Consider the following 25,700-nt stretch of genomic DNA (forward strand, 5'->3'; position numbering starts at 1 on the left):
TTCCGGCGCTCGCTTCGGCTGCTAGTTGAGGGCGAAGCGATGGAGATATTTGAAGCGCAATCTGCCGTGAGCCATCCCGATATGGACTGGCAATTATGGTTAAGCGGGCTACTCAATACTTTCGGCGTGCGTTCCCACGATGATGCGCCTGAATTTTTGTATTTGCTGGTCGACGGTAGGGCAAGTCCCGGCACGGACAAGCTACTCGAGCAGGTGCCAAATTTGCAGTTTGCTTCTCTCTGGGAGGGGTCGGCCATCGAATCGTATGCGGATATTGCACCGTATCTCATCGCGATTGACCGGCGCGAACTCGAAAACGAGAGCAGTCTTCAGCGCCGGCTGGCGAGGCGATTCTGGCGAGAAGTTTCCGAATCATACGCGTTGACTTGGTTATGGTCGCCGTATGCGCTTGATGAACTTGAAGCGCACTATCGTCGATTCGCAATGTATGAATTGCCGGATCGCCGCGCGTTCTATCTGCATTTCTACGATAACCGAGTTCTCGCACGCCTCAAGCATGTCTGGTCAGATGCGGAGGCCCGGCAGTTTATCGCTCCATGTTCGGAAATTTGGTACCGAGACCGGTCCTTGGCGGATGTAACGTGGAGAAATGCGGCGTCACCCGACTGCCCGGCGTTGCAAGAGCGTTTGTCTTTGACTGAAAGACAACATCAACGGTTACTTGAGCTTGGATATGCCGACAAGATTGCATTGCAGTTGCGCGACACGTGCGGCGCTGCGCTTGATCATGTCTCCGCGCATGATCTGCAGCAAAAGGTCAGTGAGCAGCTCGAACGGGCCGCGATGTATCGGATTGGAGGAGAGGGTGACCTGCAACGATACATTTCGATGGGTGTGTTGGTCGGTGCACGATTCGATGAGCATCCCGCTGTTCAGGCGCTGCTACAGCGCGTTGCGCGCGGTGAGCTGGCTTTGACAGATGCGCTTGCTCAAATTGGTGAGGACGTGTGGAACGCTATCGAGAACACGCGGGACGATGCCCACAAAGGAGCAGCGTGATGAAGGTGCCTGTGACAAAACCGAATTGGAAATGGCCTTTGCGCGTTGCGGCGATGTGCCTGCTGCTCAGCACGGGAGCTTGCGGCAAGTCCGAGCCAGTCTACAGCGGCATCTCAGTGCAAGGGTTCAACTATCTGCCCTACAACCTCGAAGATTTCACGGTGACGGATGCCTACGGCGATAAAGCGGGTGGAGGTGGAGACAACCCACCGGGGGCGGGGGAGGGAAGCTTCACTTGTTGCTACAAGCTCAAAGGCACCGAGTTCACGGTGAAATGGAGCTATTACGACGCCGACCAATGGACTATGGAGGATTCCCATATCCAGCATGCCGAAGCCAAGGTAACGATGCCGCCGTCGCCAGTGCCGGACAAGATCGGCACCCGCATCCTGAATGTGCACTTCTACCCCGACCACCATGTGGAGATGGCGTTCCCCGGAAAGATGCTGGGTGACACGCGTATGCCGATCGTGGAGGTGTCCAAATGGATGGATCGGTATCAAGCGCAGTTGGACAAGCGCTACGACGATAACTGGGCGGAATTGCATCGCCGTATCTCAAGGTCGTTTGCGTCTGCATGGCTGAAATACCGTTTGACAGATCAAGCTGATTTCGAACAGTTCGTGTATTTCGATTTACTGGTCAACGATCACTTTGACGCGCATCCCGAGGTTCAGCGCATCTTGCGAGCCACCAGAAGTAAACCAAGCCAGTTCAGCCAAGCGATGCAGGCACTGCCATCGCAGGTGCTGGCCGAACTCAAGAGCAACCAGTTCAAGCACGTCTCTGTGCCTGTCATACCTGGTGGCTTGTTGCCGCCGCCGCGTGCGAATGAGAACGCCGATGCCCACAAAGGAGCAGCGTGATGGAGGTGCCTGTGACAAGACCGAATTGGAAACGGCCTTTGCGCGTTGCGGTGATGTGCCTGCTGCTCAGCACGGGAGCGTGTGGCAAGTCCGAGCCAGTCTACAGTGGCATCTCAGTGCAAGGGTTCAACTATCTACCCTACAACCTCGAAGATTTCACGGTGACGGATGCCTACGGCAATAAAGCGGGTGGAGGTGGAGACAACCCACCGGGGGCGGGGGAGGGAAGCTTCACTTGTTGCTACAAGCTCAAAGGCACCGAGTTTACGGTGAGGTGGGGGTATTACGACGTAGACCAATGGCACAAAGGCGATAAGCAAGAGTTCCATGCCGAAGCCAAGGTAACGATGCCGCCGTCGCCAGTGCCGGACAAGATTGGCACCCGCATCCTGAATGTGCACTTCTACCCCGACCACCATGTGGAGATGGCGTTCCCCGGAAAGATGCTGGGTGACACGCGTATGCCGATCGTGGAGGTGTCCAAATGGATGGATCGGTATCAAGCGCAGTTGGATCAGCGCTATGACGAGCGGGAAGACCAAACGTTCCGGCGCGTGGCTCGCGTCATTGCGGGAGCGTGGGTCAAGTACCACTTGGTCAACCAAGAGGATCTGCAGCAATACACCTATTTCAATCTGCTCGTGAACAAGCACTTCGATGCCCACCCGGAAGTGCAGAAGCTGCTGCAGCGAGCCAAAGACGCGCCAGGCCAGTTCAGCCAAGCGATGCAGGCACTGTCATCGCAGGTGCTGGCCGAACTCAAGAGCAACCAGTTCAAGCCCGTCCCCGTGCCTGCCATTCCCGATGGCCTACTGCCGCCGCCGCGTGTAAAGGAGAACGACGATGAATGAGCGAGTCAAACTCGATCCGGACGATGCAACGCCGCTGGATGTCTACACGACATTGATGGCACATAGCGCATCGGACTATCCAAGAGGGGATTGCCTGCCGTGCGGTGCCACCATCCGCATGGGGTTCTTCTTCGATGCTTTTGGACGGCACCGCGATGTGGATGACAAGACCAGCTCGCAATACTCCAACATCTGCAGGCTGTGGGAAGCGCATCGAACCATGGTGGATAAGCGCAGACCAGTCAATCAGTTTTGGCTCCGCTTCTATTACTCAGGCCTTGGCACGCCGCTCAACGAAGATGCGGAGTCCAATGCGTGGATCAACGCGGCGGTGGCGGCAGCCAAACTCGGTGCCAAGCAAGGTCAAAAGACCGCAAAGGCGGTTGGCGAGTCTGTGGGGCGGGCCAAGGGAGTGCCAGAGAAACTTGATGTCGCAAAAAGAGTAAAGAAAGCGGGGCAGGATGCTGCCAAAGATTTTTCCTTCAGACCGATCGCCCAAGCGTACCAAGATTTCCGCAAGGACATCGAGAACGTCCCCCGAATGGCGCGCCGCATTACCAATGTCCTGGGCGCCTCACCAGAGCGAATCTGGGAGCGCACCAAGGCGGGCGGGGTTGCGCTGTACCGCAACGTCAAGAAGGACATCAAAACGAATCCTCTGAAGGTCGCGCAAACCGTGGCGCGCCAGCTTTTCACAGGCATCGTGGCTGAAAACGTCGCAATCGTGCGCGACAACGCCGTGATGGCGGAATACTTTGGCACCGGGGTCGATACCCGACTGATCTCCGCCAAGGATCAGTTTGAGGAAGCTTATAAGGCGGTCAAGGCACAGATGCCGAAGGTCCGACGGATCGAGGTCTCGGTATTTGGTGCGGACCGGGGCTGCGTGCTCGCTCGCGCCTTCATCAATGATCTTGAAAAGAAATACAAGCGCAAAGATGACACCGATCTGGCAATTGAGGGTGTGGAAATTCAGATCAAGTTTCTGGGCTTGCTCGATGCCGTGTCTTCCATCATGTCGGAAGAAACGGGCAATCTGATTGGGATGATTCCATACCTCGGAACCATCAAGGCGAACTATAAAGATCGGCAGATGGCGGTGCCCGCCAGCGTGAAGCGCTGTGTGCACTTTGCCGCCGCTCACGAGATGCGCTTCTACCAGCGACTGGATAGTCTGGAAAAGACACGGGGCGAACAGATTCTTTACCCGGGCACCAGCACCGATGTGGTGGGTGGTGCGCCCAACGGGTCGCTCGGCTTTCACGCCGAGTTGATGCGCATGCCATTACGCGACATGCTGATCGAGGCGGTCAAGGCGGGCACTGCCATGGACACGATGGAGGATCTGTATGTCTACAAGAACAAGACATTTGACAAATTCTCGATCGCCCAGCCCATCACCTATCAAGGCAAGTCTTACCGCCTCAAGGAATTGGTCGATGGGTATCGCACCATCGTGCCCCGTGCGTCGGGGCTCGATCTTGTCGCGCACTCAAAGGTCTTCCTACGCTGGATCGCCGTGCGCTATCAAGACCCCAAGTTCCGAGGCTCTGTTACGGACCCGATGGCCGACTGGGAGCAACAGATTAAGACGGCGGAGCAGGAGCGCAGGGCGGCAAAGTCGGCGCTTGATCTGGAAATGCAGCGGCAGGGTGTCAGCATGAGCATGCTGTCATCTCGAAGCCCGCAGGATCAGGCCACGCTGCTTCAACTGAAGGCGCAAAGCGATGCCGCACAACGGCGATACCAAGCGTTGATTGCCACAGCGCCAAAGCAAGACTTTTCCAGCGTTTGGCAGCGTCTCGATCATGAGGCGGCCGACATGACAGCCCGCTGGAAAAAGATGGAGCCCGAATACGAAGCGGAACAGCGCGAGAAGTCTGTCTATTCCTTCAACCGGAAGCCAACCTATACGCCGATCATTTTTGCTCCGGCGCATGTCCAGCATGTGGATCTGACCGGTGAACAAATTGAGCTTGTCAAGGCGTGGCAGGCAGGCGCAGAAGGACGCAACCCCTTGTCTGATCAGGTCATGGCGCTTTTTGACATGCTTGTGCACGACACCCTGTTGACGAGTTGGCAGGATCACGTGCTCGCGCCGACCTTGTATTTCAGAACACGCGAAAAGGATACCTTCGGCACGACAAACTTCGGCAAGGAAGATAAGCAGAGACGGGCAGATGATGCGCTTGCTGACCGGATCGAGAAGCAGCACAAGCAGTGGCAGGAGAGTAACGGACGAGCGACGACCCCTCGCTAGCCGACGTCGTGGGATTGCCGTACTGGACCGCAGCTTAAGATTTTGGACGAATCGGAAATGCCAGGAATTATTCGGGTAGGTGACCGCCATACGGGTGGCGGCGTGGTGGTGGCGGGCTCGCCCACGTGCATTTTCATGGAGCGTGCCGTTGCGCGCCTCTTTGACCCGGTCACGTGTCCCAAGCATAGCGACAACCGAATCGCGACGGCGACATCTGGAGCGTTCGACAACGGAATCGAGATCGCCCAGGATGGCGATCGGTGCGAGTGCGGCTGCCATCTGATTTCCTCACTGCCCAATAGCGGCCGCCGCTGACCGATGGCGCTGGACTTTTCGAAGCTGCCCCCCGAGGAGCGGCCTCCTGAGCCACCGTCCCGGTTTGTATGGACGGTGGTGTTTTTCGTGATCACGCTGCTTGCCATTCTGGCCGTGCTGATGCTCTGGCCGGCAGGTGAGCCGACAAACGGGGCTTGGTTTTGGACGTGTGTCACGCTATTTCCATCGGGCATTGCGGCGTTTGTGGTCTCGCGGCGCTACAGCGTGTACGAAGGCCGTCGTCTTGATGCCCAGGCCTGGAATGACGCACGCGAGCGACACAACACGCAAGCGTTCGCACGAGAAAGCATCCCCGTGCTGGTGCTTGGCGCCGCAATTCGCGTGACGGAAAACGACGCTGAGAATGACGTCCAGCACATCATGGATCGTAGCTTGATGCCGGCAGCGCAAGCTTCTCCGCACGAGGAGAACGAATCCATTGTCACTCGCTGGCTACAACCTGTTGAGGCGCGGTTGGCAAGCGATGACGCAGAGCGGCATGAGTTCATTCTGGACTGGCTCTACGGTTGTTTGTTGAAGGATCTGAGCGATGCGATTGGCGCTTTGCCGCCGGACCTGCCACTTCGTGTGGTGATTGATCTCTCGGGATACCGTGGTGGCGTTGATCCGGTTGCGATATGGCAGGGAAGATGGACGGGGCTTGATATGCGGATCGCCCACGCCGAACGAGCGGCTGAGCAACTTGACACGATGGCCCTGGATGCATGGCTCGATGACCGAGTCAACTTACTCAGCAAAACCGCACTGCTCCTGATTTCGGTGTCTCTGAGCCAAGTAATCGAGGGCACTCCGTTGGAAGGGACGGCAGAGGCCGGTGTGGGCTTGCTATTGGCGTCAACGGCCCTTCGTCGCGAATACAAACTGGCTCCGATTGCTGCCATCCATCGGCCGGTGCGGGCGGATAACGATCGAGTGGACCATGCCCTGACCAATGCACTTCGTTGGGGTGGCGCTGAGCCGAAGTCGCTGGAAAACGTGTGGACGACTGGATTCGATGGTGAGTCCGGTGGTCCCCTCAATTCGGCACTGAGCCAAGCTGGCACCACCTCCGGACAGGAAATCGAGAGCAAGGCGTGCGATCTCGATCTGACGGTGGGGCACACAGGGCCGTCGGCGGGATGGCTCGCAGCGGCGTGCGCGGTCCACTGGACGAATCAGTCTGCGGCGAGTCAGCTTATCGTTCAGCATCACTTTGACCATACGGTAGCGGCGGTCGTCGTCGCTGCGCACAACGAATCAATGAAATCGAGTACTGGCGCATGAACCGGAAATTCCGACTCGACCTGTTTGGCACCCTAGTCCTCGTTGTTATACCAGGCTTGATCGTTTGGTATCGACCGCACTGGATTGGCCTGGCGCCCGAGAACAGGGGGCTTGCTTTGGTTGTCTTGTGTGCCATTTTCCTGGTACTGCTGCTGGCGTTCAGCTTCAGTGACTCGTCGCGGCCAGCAGTCGCATTGCATGCCTTGAAGCAGTGGGTCTTGAAGCACGGCAATCGACCGTCTTCCGCATCGACAGTGGATCACCGGAATGAAGAGCAGGCGCGTGCCATGACGCTCAAGCATTTGCTTGCGGACCGTCACGGCTGGCGCTGGCGTTACCGCGACCGCTGGGTGCTCGTCGTCGGCGACGAACCGCTGATCAAGCTTCTAGCGCCTGGCCTGGCTGAGACCGGCTACATGCTCACTGGCGACACCGTCCTGCTCTACGCGAAGCAGACCGGCAATACGCTCGACACCGACTGGCTTGCTCAGATCCGACGACTGCGCCGCCGTCGCCCGGTCGACGCAGTCGTGGTGGTCACACGCAATCGAAGCGCCCCCAATACGCCATTCGACCCGGACAACCTTGCTCAACGGCTGGCCCGTCACGCCCGCGCGCTGGGCTGGGCCGCCCCCGTGTACCTGCTCAACGCAACTACCTTTAGCGGCAACGCGTCGGGCCCGGACGAGACCATCGGTTTCACCTGGGCCAATTCACGCGTGAACGCCGAGCAGATCGACGCGTCGCTGCTGGATCTCGCACACAACCTCGCGGACGGGGGCGTGGTCCGCCTCACGCAGAATCCTCTCGACCGCTATCCCGCCGAACTCTCACAGCACATCTCTGGCTTGCACGCTGCGTTGTCGGGCCTGGTGTTGCAGACCGCCCAGTCGCGCTTCTGGCGCAACGCCGTGCATGGGCTGCTGTTCGCGCCGCTGGGCAAGACACGTGACCCGGTTCAGCCGGTTCCTGGCGAGGACGGTGAAGACAATCCACTGGTACCTCCACCCCAGCACCCGGTCTGGCAGACCGTTGCCGAGCATAGCCGCAAGGTCTATGGCCGTCGAGTCGGCTTTTCGTGGTCGTCCACGGCGGCTTGGGGGATCACCGCGCTTGTCGGCTGCTGGATCGTCGGCACCATGCTTTCGGGCTTCACGAACCGGGCAACGATACAGACCGCCGCGGACACGCTCAATGGCCTGTCCGTGACGCAGGACCGTACACGGGCCCTGCTGACGCTGGACAGCCTCGACAAACAGATCGAAACGCTGGAGACCCGTCAACGCGACGGCGCGCCGTGGATCACCCGATTCGGCCTGAACCGCGACACTGCCTTGCTGGACACGTTGTGGCCCGGGTATGCGAACGCCGCCGGCCGCATTCTCGTCGGCCCGATGCGCCGCAAGCTCGAGGAACGCCTGCGCCAGCTTGGCTCTTCCACCGATGCGCAGATCGCCAGCGCCGGCAGCACGCAAGTGCAGGCGGCCTACGACACCCTCAAGGCCTATCTGATGTTGGCCAAGCCGGAGCGGGTCGTCCCCGCCTTCCTGACGCCGCAACTCGTGGCCACCGCCGTACCCGCACGCCCAGGCAATGCATCCGTCTCCTCCGGCACCTGGGAAGACCTGCGGCAACACACCATCGCATTCCTTGCAACCCACCTTGGACACAGCGCAGGGCAAGACGGCACAACGCTCGCGATCGACCCGGACGTCGGGCTCGTCGCAGCGGCACGCCAGACCATCATCGGTGTGCGCGGTATCCAGAACTCCCGCGATGCGCTCTACCAGCAGATCCTAGAGGAGGCGACTAAATACCCGCCCGTCACGCTTGCCATGCTTCTGGGCGAGACCACCAGCCGGGGCCTGTTCGACGCGACCACAGCCATCCCGGGCGTGTTCACACGCGCCGCATGGGACGGACGCATTGCCAAGGCAATCGATGAAGCCAGCGAGCAGCGCAATGTTGCAGGCGACTGGGTGCTGTCGGACGTCAAGACGGCCAACCAGGCACCCTCGACCCTCAAAGCCGAATTGCGCCAGCGGTATTTTGACGACTACACCCGCGCGTGGGCGTTGTTCCTCAATGGGCTGCGCTGGCAGACCGTGCCCACCCTGTCCGGTACCGTTGACCAGCTCACGCTGCTGGGTGACCCGCAACGCTCGCCATTGGTCGCCCTGATGAATGCGATCGTGTATCAGGCCGGGGCGGGCGCCACCACGCAATCGCTCTCCGACACCCTGCTGGGTAAGGCGCAGCAACTCGTCGGCGCCGGCGAGAAGGACCCCTCGAAGCAGACGCAAGCCCAGTTGGCGCCGCTCGCCGCTGCATTCGGGCCGATCCTGCGCCTGACCGGCAGCGACCTCGTGTCGGGTGCGCCGGCAAACGGCAAGACCGGCGTGCAGCTCGCCGCGACAGGCGACCTAAGCCTCGCGCGCTATCTCGAGCGCGTCACCGCCATGCGTCTCAAAGCCCAGCAAATGGTGTCGAGTCCGGATGCCGACGCCATGTCGCGCCTCGCGGCGCAATCAGTACTGCAGGGCAAGACCTCGGACATCGCGGACAGTCGCGACTACGCGAGCCGGCTGGCAGCGAGCCTGGGCGAACAGTGGGCGGGTTTCGGTGCGCTGTTCCAGGCGCCACTCGATCAGACCTGGGAGGTGGTGGTGCAGCCGGCCGCATCCAGCCTGAATGAGATCTGGCGCACCTCCATTGTGGCGGACTGGAACAAGGCCTTTGGGGGCCGCTATCCGTTCGCAGACTCCGATAACGACGCCTCCTTGCCCGAGATGGCGCGCTTCATGCGCCCCGACATCGGCGTCCTGACGCAGTTCGTCACGACACAACTGGCGGGTGTCGTCGAACGCCAGGGTGACCGCTGGGTCGCCGCGCAAGGCGCCAACCACGGCGCCCTCGCGCTCGACCCGGCGTTCCTGGACGGGCTCAATCGGCTCACCCGGGTGGCGACGGTGCTGTTCCCATCGGGGGACGCCCATCTGCGCTTTGATCTGCGCGCGGTTCCCGCCTCCGGTGTCACGGATACGCGATACGTGTTCTCGGGGCGAGAACTGCACTATTTCAATCAGAAGGAGGAGTGGGTGCCGTTCGAGTGGCCGGGCCAGACGCTTGAGAACCTCTCCCACATCGAATGGCAGACCGAGCAGGGCGGACTGCGCTCGGCACTGGACGCGCAAGGGCGGTTTGGGCTGATCCGGCTGCTGGAGCGCGCCAAGGTCTCCCAACAGGACAACGCACGTTACCTGGTGACCTGGACGCCCGATATGAGCCAAGCCATCGCGCTGCGTGTGCAGCTGCGCAGCGAAGCGGGGGCAGGGCCCCTCGATGTGTTGCAACTGCGGCGCTTCACGCTGCCGGCGCGGATCTTTGTGACCGGGGCAGCGAAGGCAGGACCGAAGCCCATCGCCATCAACGCCGGGGCTCCGCGCGCCGTGTCGGCGGAGGTGCAGTGATGCTGGCGGGATTGTTCAAGAGCCTGTTTCCGGCACGCGACGCCGAACAACTGGTGCGTACGCGGCTGGATGCGTGGCAAGCGTGGCTGCAACCGCTGGCTGGCGAAACCGGCGTTGGCCGCGATCCGGGCTACGAAGACGCATTCTTCGAGCTCAAGGACGAGGCGAACAAGCTCTCCGGGATCGATGATGGCCGCATTACCCGGGCGTGCGAACAACTACTCAAGGAAACCGGCAAGGATCTGCGCCTTGCCGGCTACTATGCCCTGGCACGGCTACGGCTGGATGGACCGGCAGGGCTGGCCGATGGTCTTGAACTGGCCGCCGCCTTGGTCGAGCGATTCGGTGAAGCCGTGCTGCCCGCCCGCGCTGAAGCGAAGAGGGGTGCGCTGGAGATGCTCGCCACGACGCGCGTCATCGAACTGCTGGAGGCGCGCGGCGAGTTCGCGCCTGCGGACCTCGAGCGTGCGCTAGCGGCGCTGGATGTGCTGCTGACGCGCACCGCAACATGGCCGGAAGCGGCCCGGCCCAACCTGCAACCCCTGGTCTCCCGCTTCGAGCGCAAGGAACCGCCGCCCCGCAGTGCGCAGCCGGATGCCAGTATGCTGGCATCGCCCACCGCAGTGCCGGCTTCCTCCGGCACGATCGCTTCCACGCGCGATCTGCTCGATCAGGCGCGCGCGATGGCCACGTGGTTGCGTGATCAGGAGAGCGGTTACCTGCCCTCGGTACGGCTTGTACGCAGCGTACGCTGGGACACCTTGCACGAGGTGCCGCCGGCGGACGCCGCCGCCCGCACACGCTTGGCGCCGCCGCGTGGCGAACTGCGCCAGCAGATGAAGCGGCTCGTGCTACAGAAGCAATGGCACGAACTGCTCGAGCGTGTCGAAGGCGCCTTCATGGAGGGCGTCAACCACCTGTGGTTTGATCTGCAGTATTTCCAGCACGTCGCACTCGACCATGTTGGTGCGCCGAACAACGCGTGGCGGGAGCTCCTGCGCGCCGATGTGGCGCTGTTCCTGGAACGTCTGCCAGGGATCGAGCGGTTGGCTTTCAGCGACGGCACGCCGTTTGCCGATGACACCACGCTCGAATGGGTTGCGCGACACGCCGTGGTGCGCAACCTCGAAGCCGGGGAGAGCGTGGCGCCGTTGCCCGTGTCCGCGGAAAGCGCCGGTGATGCCGCTGGGGACTGGCCGGAGATCGAAGCGCAAGCGCGGGATCTGGCCGGGCGCGAGGGTGTGGAAGCCGCCTTTGCCTGGCTCGAAGCCTTGCCCGGCCTGAAGACCGACCGCCACCGCTATCTGCAACGCCTGGTCATGGCGCGTCTGGCCGATCACGCCGGACGCCCGGACGCAGCCCATGCGCTGTTGGTGGAGCTGGATACGGCGGCCCGCTCGCTGCCCCTGACGCGCTGGGAGCCGGCGCTCGTCTTCGAGGTCAAGCACCAACTGGTCCGCTCGCTCAAGGCCATGAGCAACCGCAAGGAGGCGGACAAGCCCGCGCTGGCGCGGCGCATCGCGGAACTCCACGCCGAGCTGACCGTGCTCGATCCGGCACGTGCCTTGTCGCTGGCATAAGAACACAACACAAACTCATGGAACACGACGATCCGATCCTGCGCTACTACGAAGCCGAGATGCGCTACCTGCGTGAGTCCGGCCGAGAATTCGCGCAGGCGCATCCCGACCGCGCACGCCTGCTCAACCTGGACCGCGTGGGCGATCGCGACCCCTACGTCGAACGCCTGTTCGAGGGCTTCGCGTTCCTGACCGGCAGGCTGCAACAGAAGCTCGACGACGAGCTGCCGGAACTCACCGAAGGGCTGGTGAGCCTGCTGTGGCCGCATTACCTGCGGATGATCCCGTCGCTCTCGGTGGTCGAGCTGATACCGCTGGCGGAAAAGCTCCAAAAGACCGAAGAGGTTCCCGCAGGCGTGCCCGTGCGCTCAGCGCCGATCACCTTGCCGCAAGCCTCGGGCGCGGAAGGCTCGGCACCCCGAACCGTGCAGTGCCTGTACCGGACCACCCAGGCGGTGACGCTGCAACCGGTGTCGATCACCCATGCCGGGCCCACCGTGCGCCATGATGGCCGCTCGGTGATTCGGCTTGGTTTTATGCTGCAAGGGTCGGCGCGCCGCACGGAGACGGATCTGTCGAGATTGCGCCTGTACCTGAATGCCGATCTGCCGACGGCGTTTGCCATGCATCTGGCACTCACACGCCAGGTTGAGGCGATCAACTGGCGGATCCCGGAAGTGCTCAATGGCGAAGCGCAGCCGTTGTCTGGCGTCACCCTTGAGCCAGCAGGCTTCTCCACGGAGGAACGCCTGTGGCCGAAGGCCGAGGCAGCGTTCTCCGGCTACCAGTTGCTGCTGGAATATTTCACGTTTCGCGAGAAATTCCTTTTCGTCGACCTGTGCGGGCTGGACATCACCAAGCTGCCCGCGACCTCGACCCGCTTCGAGCTGGAGATCGTCCTCAAGTCCGCCTACCCGTCGGATCAGCGCTTCAGTGCTGAGAATGTGCGGCTGTTCTGTGCGCCGGTCATCAACCTGTTCGAACTCGACGCCGAACCGATCGTCATCCATCACCACGAGACCGAATACCGTGTGGTACCGGCCGGGCACCGTGGCGAGCATGTGGAAACCTATGCGGTCGACGCCATCGAATCGTTCGATCATCAGACTGCGGAGCGCTACGAGTACGTCCCCTTCGCCACCTTCCGCCACCGGGGCGGCATGTTGCGGCACGAGGCGCCCGAGCGGTATTTCCATACGCGCGTGCGTCCCGGAGTCTCGGGCCTGCATGAGACCTGGGTGATTCTGGGCGGCCACGCGTGGGAGACGATGGAGGATCTGCCGGAGGAGAGCGTTTCCCTCCGGGTGACGGGCACCAACGGCATGCTGCCACGCAAGGGGCTGCGGGAAGCCAGTCTCAGCGAACTGGCCGCGAGCACGCCGAACGTCATCGGGGTGCGCAACCTCGTTGCCCCGACTCTGCCGTTGTATCCGCCCACAGAAGACCGGTTCCAATGGCGCATCCTGTCGCATCTCGCGCCGAACTTCCTCTCCCTGATGGATGCCGAGGTATTGCGCGGCGCACTGGCGCTCTACGACTGGCGGAACGACGAACTGAACCGCCGGCGCCTGGCCGGCATCCTGTGGGTGTCGCAGGAACAAATGGAAGAGGTCTCGGGTGGCTCGGTCGAGCGGGGCGTGCTGATTGAGGTGACGCTCGATGCGCACGCCTTCGCGGGCGAGGGCGACGTGATGCTGTTTGGCGAACTGCTGCACCGGTTCTTTGCGCTGTACGCCGAAATCAACCTGTTCACCAAGCTTGCAATCGTGAGCCTGCCGTCGCAGACGCGCACGGTGTGGCCGCGCAGCAAGGCGCAACGGATGCCGCTGTGAAGCGCACAGACTGGCCCGATCTTGAGCCCCTGGTGGCCTCGCTGCTGCGGCGGGCGCCGCAGATGAGCTTCATGCAGCTTTGCCGGCTGCTCGAAGGTCGTGAGCCTCAGGCTCCTGGGTTCGGCACGCGCGACACGCCCGAACACGAACCGGTGCGCTTTCGGCCGCGCCCGCGTGTAGGTTTTCCGGCAGGCGAAATCGCCGGAGTCGAGTTCGACGATGAACGGCCCGATGCGCCGCCGACCGTGCGCACGACCTTTATGGGCCTATATGGCGTCGATGCGGCGATGCCATCGCACATGATCGACGAGATCGTGCTGCGCGAGGAAGGGCACGAGGCCGTCGAAGCGTTCCTGGACCAGTTCAACCACCGCTTCGTCACGCTGCTGTATCGCGCGTGGAAGAAGTATCGCTATCCCGAGAGCTTCCGTGCGGGCGGTACGGACGCCCATTCGCGCAATCTGCTCTGTCTGGCCGGTTTCGGCTGGGGTGACAAGCCCAAGCGCGCCGGCTTGCCGGATTCGCGCATGCTGGCGCTGTTGGGGCTGCTCATCCAGAAGACCCGCACGCCCGAGGGCTTGGCCGGTGTGATTGCGCTAGCCGCGCCGGGTGTGGACGTCCGTGTGGACGAGTTCTGGCCGGTCACCACCAGCGCCGGGGCGCCCCAGCCGCTGACCGCATCGAGCGGACCGCCAGCCGTTGGCGGCCCCGCCAAGGGGCTCGGCGGCGGCTACGTACTGGGACAGCGGCTTACCTACCGCAGCCGCGCCGTGCGCGTGACGCTGTGTCCGGTGAGCGCCCAGCAGGCGCACGCTTTTTTGCCGGGGGCCTGGCTGCATCGCGATCTGATGGCCTTCCTCCGCCTGTACGTGGGCGTCAAGGCGGATGTTCACCTGCGCATGACGATGTCGTCGCGGCTCGCGCCCGTGCCGGCCATTGGCCAGGCCGACGGCAGTCCCGCGCCACGCCTGGGCTGGACCACCGTGCTGCCGTCCGACGAGGACCACATGATTCACGTCGTGCTCGGCACGTATGAAGCTTTTCCAACGCCTGCGCCCAATCCGCATCTGACACGACCAGCTTGATCAGGAATCTTGCAATGACCTTCCGTTTCACCACTTCCACGGTTGCACTTGTTCTATTGCTGTCCGGCTGCGGGGCCTGGCAGGCTGTGTCCGACGCCTCGGTGGGTGCGTATCAGGCGGTGTTCTACAAGCAGATCAAGGTCTTGAACGTCGATCTTGCTGCGCGCCGTGCGCTGAATCCGGACGAGGCAGGGCGGGCGACTTCGGTGGCTGTGCGCGTCTACCAACTCAAGGACCGCAAGCTGTTGGACAGCGCCTCCTACGACGACCTGCTCAAGAACGACCGGACCGTGCTCGCGCAGGACCTGCAGGCTAGCATGGCGGCCACGTTGAGCCCGGGAGCGTCCGCCAGCCTTGCGCAGCCGATGCAGCCGGAGACGAAGTTCGTCGCGGTCGTTGCGTTTTATCGCAATCCTGGCAACACCAATGACTGGAAGATGGTGATTGAGAAGAAACAGCTCGACGCGGACAAACCGCTGAAGCTTGAACTGGTCGACCAGAGGCTGGCCGTTGCCGGCGAACTCCCTTCGAATGCTTCCCATTGATGTCGGCTTGAGGCCCGGAAGTGCGGTTTCCAAGAAGAGCTTGCGACCAAATATGAACGAGATGGATGGGGAAGAGGCGCGTGATCTGCACGAACCGGTGCAATTGAGCGAAGCGCAAGAACTGTCCGGATGCACAGCAGAGCAGCGTGCGGCGTTGCTGACCAAGACGACCAAGGAACGGCTTGCGAACACGGTGGCTGAGCGAGCGGCAGGCCGGGCGGTGCCATCCCATATTGCAGAACCGACTCGCGAATCGCGAGCTGAGTCGGAACCAGATAACGCTTCTGGAGGTGGTTGGATCGAGGGAATGTTCGACGCAATCTTCGGCTCCATATTTGATTCGCTGATGGGCTCCGGCTCTGATGATGATGATTCGTCTTGAGTAGAGACTCGCCCACAAAAGCAGAAGGAGTCTTGACCTTGCCAACTGCCCGTGCTGTCGTCTTTGGGTGAGAACAGGTCAGCGTCTTGTCCAGGTCGCCGATATGCGGTACGGCGATATCCTTTACACCTACGCGTATTGGGAGTTGTGCATTGAATATCCGGAGCATTTTTTTGTCGATCGGCTTAGTTGTGGCGACTTTGCCTTTAGCCGTGGTAACGACAAGAGCGAGCGAGAACGAAACCGTGACTTTTACTGTTGAAGCTCGTGCGTTGCGATATCCGTTCGCGAGTCCCGCTGACAATCAGGTCGCGCTCGCCGAGATGCTCAAGCACGCAAGTATCGTCGGCCATTATTGGAAGCTGACGACTGTCCTCGAAATGTCCCGATGCATGACCGGAGTGACGTGCTATCCCTCCCCGCACTTGGAGGATATACCGAAAGATCACCCTGTTACGGTACAGCCCAAGGTCGTATTCAGCGTACCGGGACAGGAACCCGTGCGCCTTATGTTCAAACTGCCGGTCAGTCACCACAGCGCTACTCTGGAAGGGGTATCGTTGATTTTGCCTCTTAAGTTCATATGGCAGCAACCTAGCGTACAGCTAGCGCTCAAGAAAGCAGCGATAGCGTTGCCAGACTACGAAAAAACCGACAATGCATTGAAGAACGAGGCGTCAGTGTCCATCAATCTAGCATTGCCGCAGATGCTGGGGGAACCTGGTCCGATGCAAGATCACTGTGCCGGGATTCCGAATCCGTTGAGTTGGAGTAGTTCCGGCGTCGTCGCCATAAGGACGCTTGCGCAAATTGGGTCAAAGCGAGATGTTCCCTGGTCACCGACAGGGCGCAATGAGACCGAGAGTCGCCTGGGAACCGAAGAAACTTGCGCAACTTGGCGATCAGATGTGGAGAACTCCTATCTGTGGCGTGCAGAACCTTGACCTTGCAGCCAACATTCGAGTGCCTAACGCTGCTGCTTGACGAAGTAACCGAGCTCCGCCACGTGCATCGTGCTCGGCAGGGCACGTTCACCATCTTCAACTTTCGAAGTGGCAATCAGGTGCGACGGGGTCAGGAGCTGCGTGGACGTATGGACGTTCACGCTGGCATGCGGATCACAGCGATGCTGCGTGTTCCTGGTCGGTGGGAGACGCTCATTGCATGGCGCTTTGACCACGACGGGCGAGAGATATGGAAGCTAGGAGCCTCACCGGCGGCTACCCTTACATGGTTCATTCTTGCTGGGCTGGTCAGCGCCGCGACCGGAACGTGGGTGGTACTAGACGCCTTGCAAAGCATGCAGCCGGCATTCGGGCTTGGAGTTGGCGGCTTCTGTTTTTTGCTGATTGTCTGGAAGCCTTTCTTCGATTGGCGGAACAGCGAGAAAATCGCCGCCGCGCTCAGAATGCATAAGAAGGTCGCCTAGTTGCACGGACGATGTCTCTGGCAGGTAGGCAATCACGGGAGGAACAAATGGCAAGTTTCAGTGTGTGGCATTGGATGATTTTGATCCTGTTGCCGATCATCTACCTCGTACCTGCTGCCCGCATATTGCGTAAAGCGGGATATTCCGGCTGGCTGTGCTTGCTCATGTTCGTGCCGCCGATCAACATCGTCATGTACTGGGTCTTCGCGTTTGTTACATGGCCCGTGGAGCGGCGAGCAGGCAAATGATGATCGGCGGCCGACATCGATGTTTGATCGGTGGTATCAGCCTGAGTACACGTGGTCTGCCCAAGCTTCCATGAGTGGACGGCGTTGCTCCAGCAAGTCGGTCCGGTGGTAGGCCGCTTCCACCTTGTTTGCGACGGTATGGGCAAGCGCACGCTCGGCAAGATCCCGTGCATAGCCGTTTTCGCTTGCCCAATCGCGGAAACTGGACCGAAAACCGTGGGCTGTAGCAACCCGGCCAGGCGTGTCGCTCTCGGCCTTGACCCGACGGAGTAAGGCAGTAAGCGTCATGTCGCTCAATACCTTTTCCCTTGGCGACGGAAAGACCAGGGTGTCGTGCAACTGGCTTTGCTGCAGCGTCTTAATGAGTGCCAGAGCCTTCTCCGACAATGGAACCCGATGCGCTTCCTTGGCCTTCATGCGTGCAGCGGGGATATTCCAGACGCGTGCGTGCAGGTCGAATTCGTTCCACGTTGCGCCGCGCACTTCGCCACTGCGGGTTGCGGTCAGGATCAGGAACAACAGGGCAGCGCGCGTGCTGTCACCGATGCCGAATTCCGCGAGATGTGTGGTGACGAACTCCGGGACTTGCCGCCAGGGTATAGCGGGTTGATGTTCCGCTTTAGCGGATTGTTTGGGGAGAAGGTGATCGACGACGCTAACGGGATTCGCCGTGATATGGCCATGAGCCCATGCCCACTGCATAACAGCGTGCATCCGCTGCCGGGTGCGGCTGGCGGTTTCGGCCTTGGTCAGCCAGATCGGACGGAGCACATCAGCACAATCTGCCGGGCTGATCGCGTCGAGCTTACGTTTCCCCAGTTTGGGAAAGACGTAGGATTCGAGCGTGGTGATCCACTGCGCGGCATGCTTCTCGTTCTTCCAACCCGGTTTGAGGTCTTCGTGGACCTGCCGGGCAGCTTTCTCGAAGGTGAGGGCGGCATCAGCAACAGCGACTGCTTCGCGCTCGCGGTTACGCTGTTCAATGGGATCTTGGCCGTTGTCGATGAGCTTGCGCATGGCGAGAGCTTTGTCGCGTGCTTCGGCAATCGACGTTTCAGGGTAGGTGCCAAGGCCGGCGTCTCGGCGTTTTCCCGTCACTGGACTGGTGAAGCGCAACGTCCACTTGCAGCCGGATTTTGTGGGCGACAGCAGCAGCCCGGTTACCTTCCCATCGAAGACCGGCTTGTCGTCCGGCCTGAGTGCTCTTGCTTGTTTGTCGGTTAGCATCGATTTCTAGCCCATCATACGGCCCATCAGCAGACGCTGGATGGCGTTGGAAGTTGCTAGCGTAGATTGGAAGCTTGGATCATGCAACCCATTGAATTGTCAGGCAATATTTGGATCGGGTTGGCATCCAATGGATCTGGATATGGCGGTCTCCGTCTCCGCCAGTTTGTGGAGCTTCTCGCGGGAAGCGCTAACCAACAGGCGGATGCGAGTCGAGTTGACGTGACGGCTCGCATTGCAATGCACGTCAAAAAGCCCGCATGGTTTGCGCCATGCGGGCTTTTTCTTTGTCTGCTCTGCATGCGTGCGCCACCCGAAGAGGGCGCGCGCACGCGTTAGTGCATCAACGCTTCAGCCCTGGCCGACGACGTCCGGCACACCTGCGGTCACGTTGAAGCCGCAGTCCACGTAGGTGATCTCGCCGGTCATGCCGCTCGCCAAATCCGACAGCAGGAAGGCAGCCACGTTGCCGACTTCTTCGATGGTGACGTTACGGCGCAGCGGGGCCACGTCTTCCATGTATTTGAGCAGCTTGCCGAAATCCTTGATGCCCGACGCGGCCAGCGTCTTGATCGGGCCGGCCGAGATGCCGTTGGCGCGGATGCCCTTCGGGCCCAGTGCGCCGGCCAGGTAACGCACGCTCGCTTCCAGCGAGGCCTTGGCCAAACCCATCGTGTTGTAGTTCGGGACCACGCGCTCGGCGCCCAGGTAGGTCAGGGCGAGCAGCGACGCATTGGGTGAAAGCATCGGTAGCGCAGCCTTGGCCAACGCCGGAAAGCTGTACGACGAGATGTCGTGCGCGATGCGGAACGACTCACGTGACAGACCTTCGAGGAAGTCGCCGGCAATCGCTTCGCGCGGGGCAAAGCCGATCGAGTGCACCAGACCGTCGAAGTGGCCCCAGTGCTGGCCGAGGTCTTCAAACACCTTGGCGATTTGTTCATCGCTGCCGACGTCGCAGTCGAATACCAGCTTGCTGTCGAACTCGGTGGCGAATTCGGTGATGCGGTCCTTGAAGCGTTCGCCGACGTAGGTGAATGCCAGTTCGGCGCCTTCGCGCTTGCAGGCGTTGGCGATGCCGTAGGCGATCGAGCGGTTGGACAGTAGGCCGGTGATCAGAATGCGCTTGCCTGCCAGGAATCCCATGGTTTCTCCGTACAAATGTGGGGCAACGTCGCGCCCGGAATGCCATCGCGGTCACTCAGCGGCGGTATTCTGGGTGCGAGGTGAATAGGGTCGGCGCGATCATACCGGAAAGCGCTGGGCATCTCTGTTTTTGCGCGCTGCCGCACGTGCCACGCTGGCCTTGTCAATGCGGGACGATCCCCGGGCCAGAATTGACGGGAATGCCCTGAGAGGGCGTTAGAATCGTCTGAAACAGGTTTTCAGACAGTGATCGATTTGGATCAGCGCATGCAAGGACAACGGGGGCAAGGGGCGCAATGAGCGTACTTGCAGCGGTACACAAGCCACATAGGCGACTCCTCGCGGCACTGGCCTGCCTGCTGGCGGCCGCCTGCGCGGCACCATCCTGGGCGGCGCATGGTTACGCCGAATATGGCGATCTCAAATACCCGGCGGGTTTCTCGAACTTCGGGTACCTGAATCCGAAGGCGCCGATTGGCGGCATGCTGCTGCTGGGCAATCCCGACCGGCGTACGAGCTTCGACAAGTTCAATCCGTTCACCATCAAAGGGACGTCTGCCCCGGGGCTGAATCAGCTCGTCTTCGAAAGTCTGCTCATCACGAGTTGGGACGAAACCGCCAGCGGCTATGGGCTGCTCGCCGACGACGTGACGGTCGCGCCTGATGAGCTTTCGGTGACGTTCCATATCAACCCGCGCGCGCGGTTCTCCAACGGTGATCCGGTGCGCGCGTCGGATGTGAAGTACTCCTACGACATGCTGATGGGCAAGGGTGCCAGCCCTGCCTACCGCAGCATGACTGCCGACGTGGCCAAGGTGACGGTGGTGGACGCCGCCACCATTCGCTACGACTTCAAGCGCCGCAACAAGGAGTTGCCGCTCATCGTCGGCGGCTTGCCCGTGTTCTCGCCCAAGTGGGGCAAGGGCAGCGGCAAGCCCGAGGATCCGGATGAAGGCAAGGACGTCGCCTTCGACAAGCTGACGTTCCAGGACCCGATCGCGAGCGGCCCTTATGTGATCGAGCGCTACGACCCTTCGCGCGGCATCTCTTTCCGCCGCAACCCGAACTACTGGGGGCGCGATCTGAACGTGCGGCGCGGTTCGTTCAATTTCGAGCGCATCCAGTACAAGCTCTACAAGGACGAGACCGCGCGCCTGGAGGCCTTCAAGGCCGGCGAGTACGACGCCATGGTCGAGTACCGCGCCAAGAACTGGGCAAAAAGCTACGTGGGCGTGAAGTTCCGCAGCGGCGAACTGATCAAGAGCGAATTCCCGCACCGCAACGGCGCCGGCATGCAGGGCTTCCTGATGAACTTGCGGCGGCCGCTGTTCAGGGATCTGCGTGTACGCAAGGCGCTCACTCTGGCGCTGGATTTCGAGTGGCTGAATCGCCAGCTCTTCTACGGCGCCTATCGCCGGCTCGACAGCTACTTCGCCAACAGCGAACTGGCCGCGTCGGATTCCCTTACTGGCATGCCGGGCAAGGGCGAATTGGCGCTGCTGGAGCCGTTGCGCAGCAAGCTCGATCCGGAAGTCTTCGGCGTGCTGCCCGCGCCGCCTTCCACCGACCCGCCCAGCTCGCTGCGCGACAATCTGCGCCAGGCACGGCGCCTGCTCGCCCAGGCTGGCTGGACGTATTCCGACGGTGCGCTGCGCAATGTCAAGGGCGAGCCGTTTGTCTTCGAGATGCTCGATGACGGCGGTGCCATGAGTCGTGTGATGGCGGCTTACGCACGCAATCTCGAGAAGCTTGGCATTGAAGTCAACCAGCGCATGACAGATTTCGCGCTCTACCAGAAGCGGCTGGAGGAGTTCGATTTCGACATGATTTCACTGCGCTTTCCCGATTCGCAGAGCCCGGGTAACGAGCTGAAGGACCGCTTCGGTTCCGCCGCCGCCGATGAGCAAGGCTCGGACAACGTGATCGGCTTGAAGTCGCCGGCCGTGGATGCGCTGATCGACGACGTGCTGCGTGCCGACAACCGCGACGAACTGATCGTCGCCTCGCGTGCGCTCGATCGTGTGCTGATGCACGGTTGCTACGTGATTCCGCACTGGTACTCGGCCACGCATCGCGTGGCGTACAACAAGAATCTGATGTATCCGGACCGCTTGCCGTACTACTACTCGGCCGAGGCCTGGGTGCTGACGGCCTGGTGGCGCAAGCCGGAAACCGCCCAATGACCGCATCGGTGACACCATGTTCGCCTACCTGATCAAACGGCTGCTGCTCCTGATCCCCACGCTCGTCGGTGTGGTCACGCTCACCTTCGTGGTGATCCAGTTCGTGCCTGGCGGGCCGGTCGAGCAGATGATGATGGAGATGAAGGGGCGGGGCGGTGGCAGCGAGGCCAGCGGCGGCGGCGCCTTCGATTATCGCGGTCGGCGCGGGGTGGATGCCGAGAAGATCAAGGAGATCCGTGCGCTCTATGGCTTCGATAAGGGGCCGGTTGAGCGCTACTTCCTGATGCTGGGCCGTTTTGCGCGCTTCGACCTGGGGGAAAGCTACTTCCAGCACCGCAGCGTGTGGGAGCTGATCAAGTCAAAGTTGCCGGTGTCGATCTCGATCGGGCTGTGGACGTTCTTTCTTACATATCTGATAGCGGTGCCACTCGGCATTGCCAAAGCGGTGCGGGCGGGTAGCCGGTTTGATCTGGTGACCAGCGTCATTGTGCTGGTCGGCTATGCCATTCCGGGCTTCGTGCTCGGCGTGTTGCTGCTGGTGTTGTTTGGTGGCGGGACGTTCTTCCAGTGGTTCCCGATTCGCGGCATCACCTCTGACAACTGGGATCAGTTGAGCCTGCTCGGCAAGGTGACCGATTACCTCTGGCACATCACGCTGCCGGTCATGGCGTCGGTGGTGGGCAGCTTTGCCGTGATCACCATGCTGACCAAAAACGCGTTCTTGGAAGAGATCCGCAAGCAGTATGTGCTGACTGCACGCAGCAAGGGCTTGTCCGAGCGGCGCGTGCTGTGGAAGCACATCTTCCGCAATGCGTTGCTGCCCTTGGTAACAGGTTTCCCCACGGCGTTCATCGGCGCGTTCTTCACGGGGTCGCTGCTGATCGAGCAACTGTTCTCGCTCGACGGCATGGGGCTGCTGTCGTATGAGGCGGTGGTGCGGCGTGACTATCCGGTGGTGCTCGGCACGCTGTATCTGTTCACGCTGATCGGCCTGGCTGCTCGGTTGATTTCCGACGTGTGCTATGTGCTGGTCGATCCGCGCATCCATTTCGGCTCGGTCGGGCGATAGGCGGGGCCGGCAACCATGACCCAGTACTCCCGCACTTCAGTTCATCCGTCCAACGTGGCGGCGCCGCACGCGGTTCGCCACTCGCTGTCGCCGGGCAAGCGCGCCTGGCGGCGGTTCAAGCAGCACCGGCTCGGTTACTGGAGCCTGATCATTTTCGTCGCGCTGTTCGTGCTCAGCCTGGGCGGAGAGCTGATCTCCAACGACCGGCCGCTGGTGGTCAAGTACCACGGCACGTGGTACTTCCCCATCGTGAAGACGTATCCGGAGACGGCCTTTGGCGGCGATTTCCCCACGCCCACGGACTACCTCGATCCGTACATCCGCGACAAGTTCAAGGAGCCGGGCAGCTTTGCGATCTACCCGCCCAATCCGTATTCGTACGAGACGCTGAACTACTTTTCGAAGGAGCCCAACCCGGCGCCGCCTTCGGCCGAGAATTGGCTCGGCACCGATGATCGCGGCCGTGATGTGTTCGCGCGGCTGCTGTACGGCTTCCGGGTGTCGGCGCTGTTCGGGTTGGCGCTCACGCTGATCGGCGTGCTGGTCGGCACTCTCACCGGTGCGCTGATGGGCTTCTTCGGCGGGCGCTTCGATCTGGTGTCGCAGCGGCTGATCGAGATCTGGAGTTCGATGCCCGAGCTTTACCTACTGATCATTTTCGCGTCGATCTTCACGCCCAGCCTCGGGTTGCTGATCATCCTGCTGTCGCTGTTCGGTTGGATGGGGCTGTCGGACTACGTACGTGCCGAGTTCTACCGCAACCGCTCGCTGGACTACGTCAAATCGGCGCGTGCGATGGGGCTGTCGAGCTGGCAGATCATGTGGCGGCACATCCTGCCCAACAGCCTGACGCCGGTCATCACCTTCCTGCCGTTCCGCATGAGCGCCGCCATCCTTGCGCTCACCAGCCTCGACTTCCTCGGCTTGGGTGTGCCGCCATCCACCCCCAGCCTGGGTGAGCTGCTGTCTCAGGGCAAGGCCAATCTCGATGCCTGGTGGATTTCGCTATCGACTTTCGCGGTGCTCGTGCTGACCCTTGTGCTGCTGACCTTCATGGGTGACGCGTTGCGCGATGCCTTCGATACACGCCTGTCGTTCGCGCAACTGCGTGCGCGCCAGAAACCGGCGGGGGTGAAATGACCCGCGTCGACCTGCGTTCCTCTGTACCCAAGTACGACGGCCCGCTGCTGCGGCTGGACGATCTGTGCGTGCATTTCGAATCCGAGCATGGCGAGGCGACCGAAGCCGTCAAGCACCTTTCGCTCGACCTGCACGCTGGCGAGCGCTTCGCGCTGGTGGGTGAGTCGGGCTCCGGCAAGTCTGTCACGGCGCTGTCGATCATGCGGCTGCTGGCAGACGCGCATTACAGCGGTCGCATCCTGTTCGAGGGCCGCGACCTGCTGGCTGCCAGTGAGCGCGAGATGCGCGGCCTGCGCGGCGCCGACGTGGCCATGGTGTTCCAGGAGCCGATGACGGCGCTCAACCCGCTGTATACCATCGGCAACCAGATCGTCGAGACGCTGGAGTTGCACGAAGGCCTGGACAAGCGCGCGGCCAAGGCTCGGGCCATCGCGTTGCTCGAACGCACCGGCATCGCCGAGGCGCCGCGCCGTTTCGACGCCTTTCCGCATCAGCTCTCGGGTGGTCAGCGCCAGCGCGCGATGATCGCCATGGCGCTGGCCTGCTCGCCCAAGTTGCTCTTGGCCGACGAGCCGACCACCGCGCTGGACGTGACTGTGCGCGTGCAGATCCTGCAGTTGCTCCGCGAGCTGCAGGCCGAGTTCGGCATGGCCGTCATGTTGATCACGCACGACCTGAACATGGTGCGCGCCTTTGCCGAACGCATCGGTGTGATGGAGCGGGGCGTGCTCGTCGAAATCGGCAACACGGCCGATGTGTTCGCCGCACCCCAGCATCCCTACACCGTGCGCCTGCTGGAAAGCCGTCCGCAACGCGACGTGCTGCCGCTGGTGCCGCTTGCGCCCGTGCTGCTGGAGGCCGACAGGCTGACGGTTACCTATGAGCGGCATCGCCCAGGGTTTGCAGGTTGGTTCCGCACGGATCCGTTTACCGCTGTCGATGCGGTGTCGTTGCAATTGCGCGAGGGTGAGACGCTCGGCATCGTTGGTGAGTCCGGCTCGGGCAAGACCACGCTCGCGCAGACGTTGCTCGGGCTCCAGACGCCCAAAGGCGGTGACTTGCGCTTCCTCGGCAACTCGCTGCTGCGCATTTCGCGTGATGAACGCCGCGCCGTGCGTGCGCGCATGCAGGTGGTGTTCCAAGACCCATACGGCTCGCTCTCGCCGCGCATGACGATCGAGGAGATCGTCGGCGAGGGGCTGGCGCTGCACCAGCCGCACGTGAATGTGGCGGAGCGCCGTCACCGTGTGATTGAGGCGCTGCGCGAAGTCGGCCTGGACCGCACGGCGCTGGGGCGTTATCCGCACGAATTTTCCGGTGGGCAGCGCCAGCGTATTGCCATTGCCCGTGTGCTGATCCTCAAGCCGCAGGTCTTGGTGCTTGATGAACCGACTTCGGCACTCGACGTGTCGATCCAGCAGCAGGTGTTGTCGCTGCTCTCCGCCCTTCAGAAAAAATACAACCTGTCGTATCTATTCATCAGCCATGACCTCGCCGTCATCCGCGCAATGTCACATCGCGTGGTGGTGATGAAAGACGGAAAAGTGGTGGAAGAGGGCGACACAGACGCGGTGTTGGCGTCACCCTCTCACCCTTATACCTGCAAGCTGATGGCCGCCGCTTCGCTCATCCCGTCGAGGGATAACCCGTAAAACTGGTCGACACTGCCCCAAGAAAGTGCAGGTTCGATGGGCTTGCATGGTAAGAGTGCGCATCTAAAATCATGTCTAAATACCTGATTCACATGTGAATTTAGGGAAATTTGTAA

Annotated in this window: 22 protein-coding genes; 19 read left to right on the forward strand and 3 right to left on the reverse strand. The window is 61.5% G+C overall.

Going from position 1 to position 25,700, the window contains the following annotated elements:
• The first annotated feature begins 39 nt into the window (after positions 1-39).
• The 13 genes from B4F51_RS09360 to B4F51_RS09420 all read left to right on the forward strand — a co-directional run bounded on the left by B4F51_RS09360 (position 40) and on the right by B4F51_RS09420 (position 16,434).
• Entirely contained in the window at positions 40-1,020 is a 981-nt protein-coding gene (locus B4F51_RS09360) for a DUF4123 domain-containing protein (protein WP_296224966.1), read from the forward strand.
• Complete coding sequence (locus B4F51_RS09365; RefSeq protein ID WP_296224967.1) at positions 1,020-1,886, forward strand: DUF3304 domain-containing protein; 867 nt, start codon at positions 1,020-1,022, stop codon at positions 1,884-1,886. The genes B4F51_RS09360 and B4F51_RS09365 overlap by 1 nt, the downstream gene beginning before the upstream one ends.
• The gene (locus B4F51_RS09370) at positions 1,886-2,737 is read left to right on the forward strand and encodes a DUF3304 domain-containing protein (RefSeq protein ID WP_414706727.1); all 852 of its coding nucleotides are present in this window, start codon (positions 1,886-1,888) and stop codon (positions 2,735-2,737) included. Before B4F51_RS09365 ends, B4F51_RS09370 begins: the two co-directional genes overlap by 1 nt.
• Positions 2,730-4,997: a phospholipase effector Tle1 domain-containing protein gene (locus tag B4F51_RS09375; RefSeq protein WP_296224968.1), complete on the forward strand. Its 2,268-nt coding sequence runs from the start codon at positions 2,730-2,732 to the stop codon at positions 4,995-4,997. The genes B4F51_RS09370 and B4F51_RS09375 overlap by 8 nt, the downstream gene beginning before the upstream one ends.
• 57 nt (positions 4,998-5,054) lie before the next feature.
• The gene (locus B4F51_RS09380; protein ID WP_296225339.1) at positions 5,055-5,312 is read left to right on the forward strand and encodes a PAAR domain-containing protein; all 258 of its coding nucleotides are present in this window, start codon (positions 5,055-5,057) and stop codon (positions 5,310-5,312) included.
• 87 nt (positions 5,313-5,399) lie between these two features.
• Positions 5,400-6,596 (forward strand): hypothetical protein, encoded by a 1,197-nt coding sequence (locus tag B4F51_RS09385; protein ID WP_296224969.1) that lies wholly within the window; start codon positions 5,400-5,402, stop codon positions 6,594-6,596.
• Complete coding sequence (locus B4F51_RS09390) at positions 6,593-10,066, forward strand: ImcF-related family protein (RefSeq protein ID WP_296224970.1); 3,474 nt, start codon at positions 6,593-6,595, stop codon at positions 10,064-10,066. The genes B4F51_RS09385 and B4F51_RS09390 overlap by 4 nt, the downstream gene beginning before the upstream one ends.
• A complete protein-coding gene (gene tssA / locus B4F51_RS09395) occupies positions 10,066-11,646 on the forward strand; it encodes a type VI secretion system protein TssA (RefSeq protein ID WP_296224971.1) in 1,581 nt (526 codons plus the stop codon). Before B4F51_RS09390 ends, tssA begins: the two co-directional genes overlap by 1 nt.
• Positions 11,647-11,663: 17 nt before the next feature.
• A complete protein-coding gene (gene tssF / locus B4F51_RS09400; protein ID WP_296224972.1) occupies positions 11,664-13,478 on the forward strand; it encodes a type VI secretion system baseplate subunit TssF in 1,815 nt (604 codons plus the stop codon).
• Positions 13,475-14,563, forward strand: a complete 1,089-nt coding sequence (gene tssG / locus B4F51_RS09405) for a type VI secretion system baseplate subunit TssG (RefSeq protein ID WP_296224973.1) — start codon at positions 13,475-13,477, stop codon at positions 14,561-14,563. The genes tssF and tssG overlap by 4 nt, the downstream gene beginning before the upstream one ends.
• A 14-nt stretch (positions 14,564-14,577) precedes the next feature.
• Positions 14,578-15,108, forward strand: coding sequence for a type VI secretion system lipoprotein TssJ (gene tssJ / locus B4F51_RS09410; protein ID WP_296224974.1), 531 nt, complete (start codon positions 14,578-14,580; stop codon positions 15,106-15,108).
• Between the two features lie 52 nt (positions 15,109-15,160).
• Positions 15,161-15,490 carry a hypothetical protein gene (locus B4F51_RS09415; protein WP_296224975.1) on the forward strand — a complete coding sequence of 110 codons (330 nt, stop codon included), beginning with the start codon at positions 15,161-15,163 and terminating at the stop codon, positions 15,488-15,490.
• A 152-nt stretch (positions 15,491-15,642) separates the two neighbouring features.
• Entirely contained in the window at positions 15,643-16,434 is a 792-nt protein-coding gene (locus B4F51_RS09420) for a hypothetical protein (protein WP_296224976.1), read from the forward strand.
• A gap of 23 nt (positions 16,435-16,457) precedes the next feature.
• On the opposite strand, the gene B4F51_RS09425 is transcribed toward B4F51_RS09420, so the two are convergent.
• The gene (locus B4F51_RS09425) at positions 16,458-16,595 is read right to left on the reverse strand and encodes a hypothetical protein (protein WP_296224977.1); all 138 of its coding nucleotides are present in this window, start codon (positions 16,593-16,595) and stop codon (positions 16,458-16,460) included.
• Here B4F51_RS09425 and B4F51_RS09430 point away from each other — a divergent pair.
• Together B4F51_RS09430 and B4F51_RS09435 are read left to right on the forward strand one after the other, a co-directional pair.
• Complete coding sequence (locus B4F51_RS09430) at positions 16,584-16,919, forward strand: hypothetical protein (protein WP_296224978.1); 336 nt, start codon at positions 16,584-16,586, stop codon at positions 16,917-16,919. The two genes, B4F51_RS09425 and B4F51_RS09430, sit on opposite strands and share 12 nt — an antisense overlap.
• A gap of 47 nt (positions 16,920-16,966) precedes the next feature.
• A complete protein-coding gene (locus tag B4F51_RS09435) occupies positions 16,967-17,167 on the forward strand; it encodes a hypothetical protein (protein ID WP_296224979.1) in 201 nt (66 codons plus the stop codon).
• 36 nt (positions 17,168-17,203) lie between these two features.
• Here B4F51_RS09435 and B4F51_RS09440 read toward each other — a convergent pair whose 3' ends face one another.
• Together B4F51_RS09440 and fabI are read right to left on the reverse strand one after the other, a co-directional pair.
• Positions 17,204-18,394 carry a tyrosine-type recombinase/integrase gene (locus B4F51_RS09440; RefSeq protein WP_296224980.1) on the reverse strand — a complete coding sequence of 397 codons (1,191 nt, stop codon included), beginning with the start codon at positions 18,392-18,394 and terminating at the stop codon, positions 17,204-17,206.
• Between the two features lie 351 nt (positions 18,395-18,745).
• Complete coding sequence (gene fabI, locus B4F51_RS09445) at positions 18,746-19,540, reverse strand: enoyl-ACP reductase FabI (RefSeq protein ID WP_296224981.1); 795 nt, start codon at positions 19,538-19,540, stop codon at positions 18,746-18,748.
• A gap of 296 nt (positions 19,541-19,836) precedes the next feature.
• Between fabI and B4F51_RS09450 the strand changes: the two genes are divergently transcribed.
• Genes B4F51_RS09450 through B4F51_RS09465 form a run of 4 tightly spaced genes read left to right on the forward strand, consistent with a single transcriptional unit; the run spans position 19,837 to position 25,584 of the window.
• Positions 19,837-21,723, forward strand: a complete 1,887-nt coding sequence (locus B4F51_RS09450; protein WP_296224982.1) for an extracellular solute-binding protein — start codon at positions 19,837-19,839, stop codon at positions 21,721-21,723.
• 16 nt (positions 21,724-21,739) lie between these two features.
• A complete protein-coding gene (locus B4F51_RS09455; RefSeq protein ID WP_296224983.1) occupies positions 21,740-22,792 on the forward strand; it encodes a microcin C ABC transporter permease YejB in 1,053 nt (350 codons plus the stop codon).
• A gap of 15 nt (positions 22,793-22,807) precedes the next feature.
• Positions 22,808-23,932 (forward strand): ABC transporter permease, encoded by a 1,125-nt coding sequence (locus tag B4F51_RS09460; RefSeq protein ID WP_296224984.1) that lies wholly within the window; start codon positions 22,808-22,810, stop codon positions 23,930-23,932.
• Positions 23,929-25,584, forward strand: coding sequence for an ABC transporter ATP-binding protein (locus tag B4F51_RS09465; RefSeq protein ID WP_296224985.1), 1,656 nt, complete (start codon positions 23,929-23,931; stop codon positions 25,582-25,584). Before B4F51_RS09460 ends, B4F51_RS09465 begins: the two co-directional genes overlap by 4 nt.
• Positions 25,585-25,700 lie beyond the last annotated feature (116 nt).

It is taken from the genome of Ralstonia sp. UBA689 (genome assembly GCF_002298975.1).
Lineage (GTDB): Bacteria > Pseudomonadota > Gammaproteobacteria > Burkholderiales > Burkholderiaceae > Ralstonia.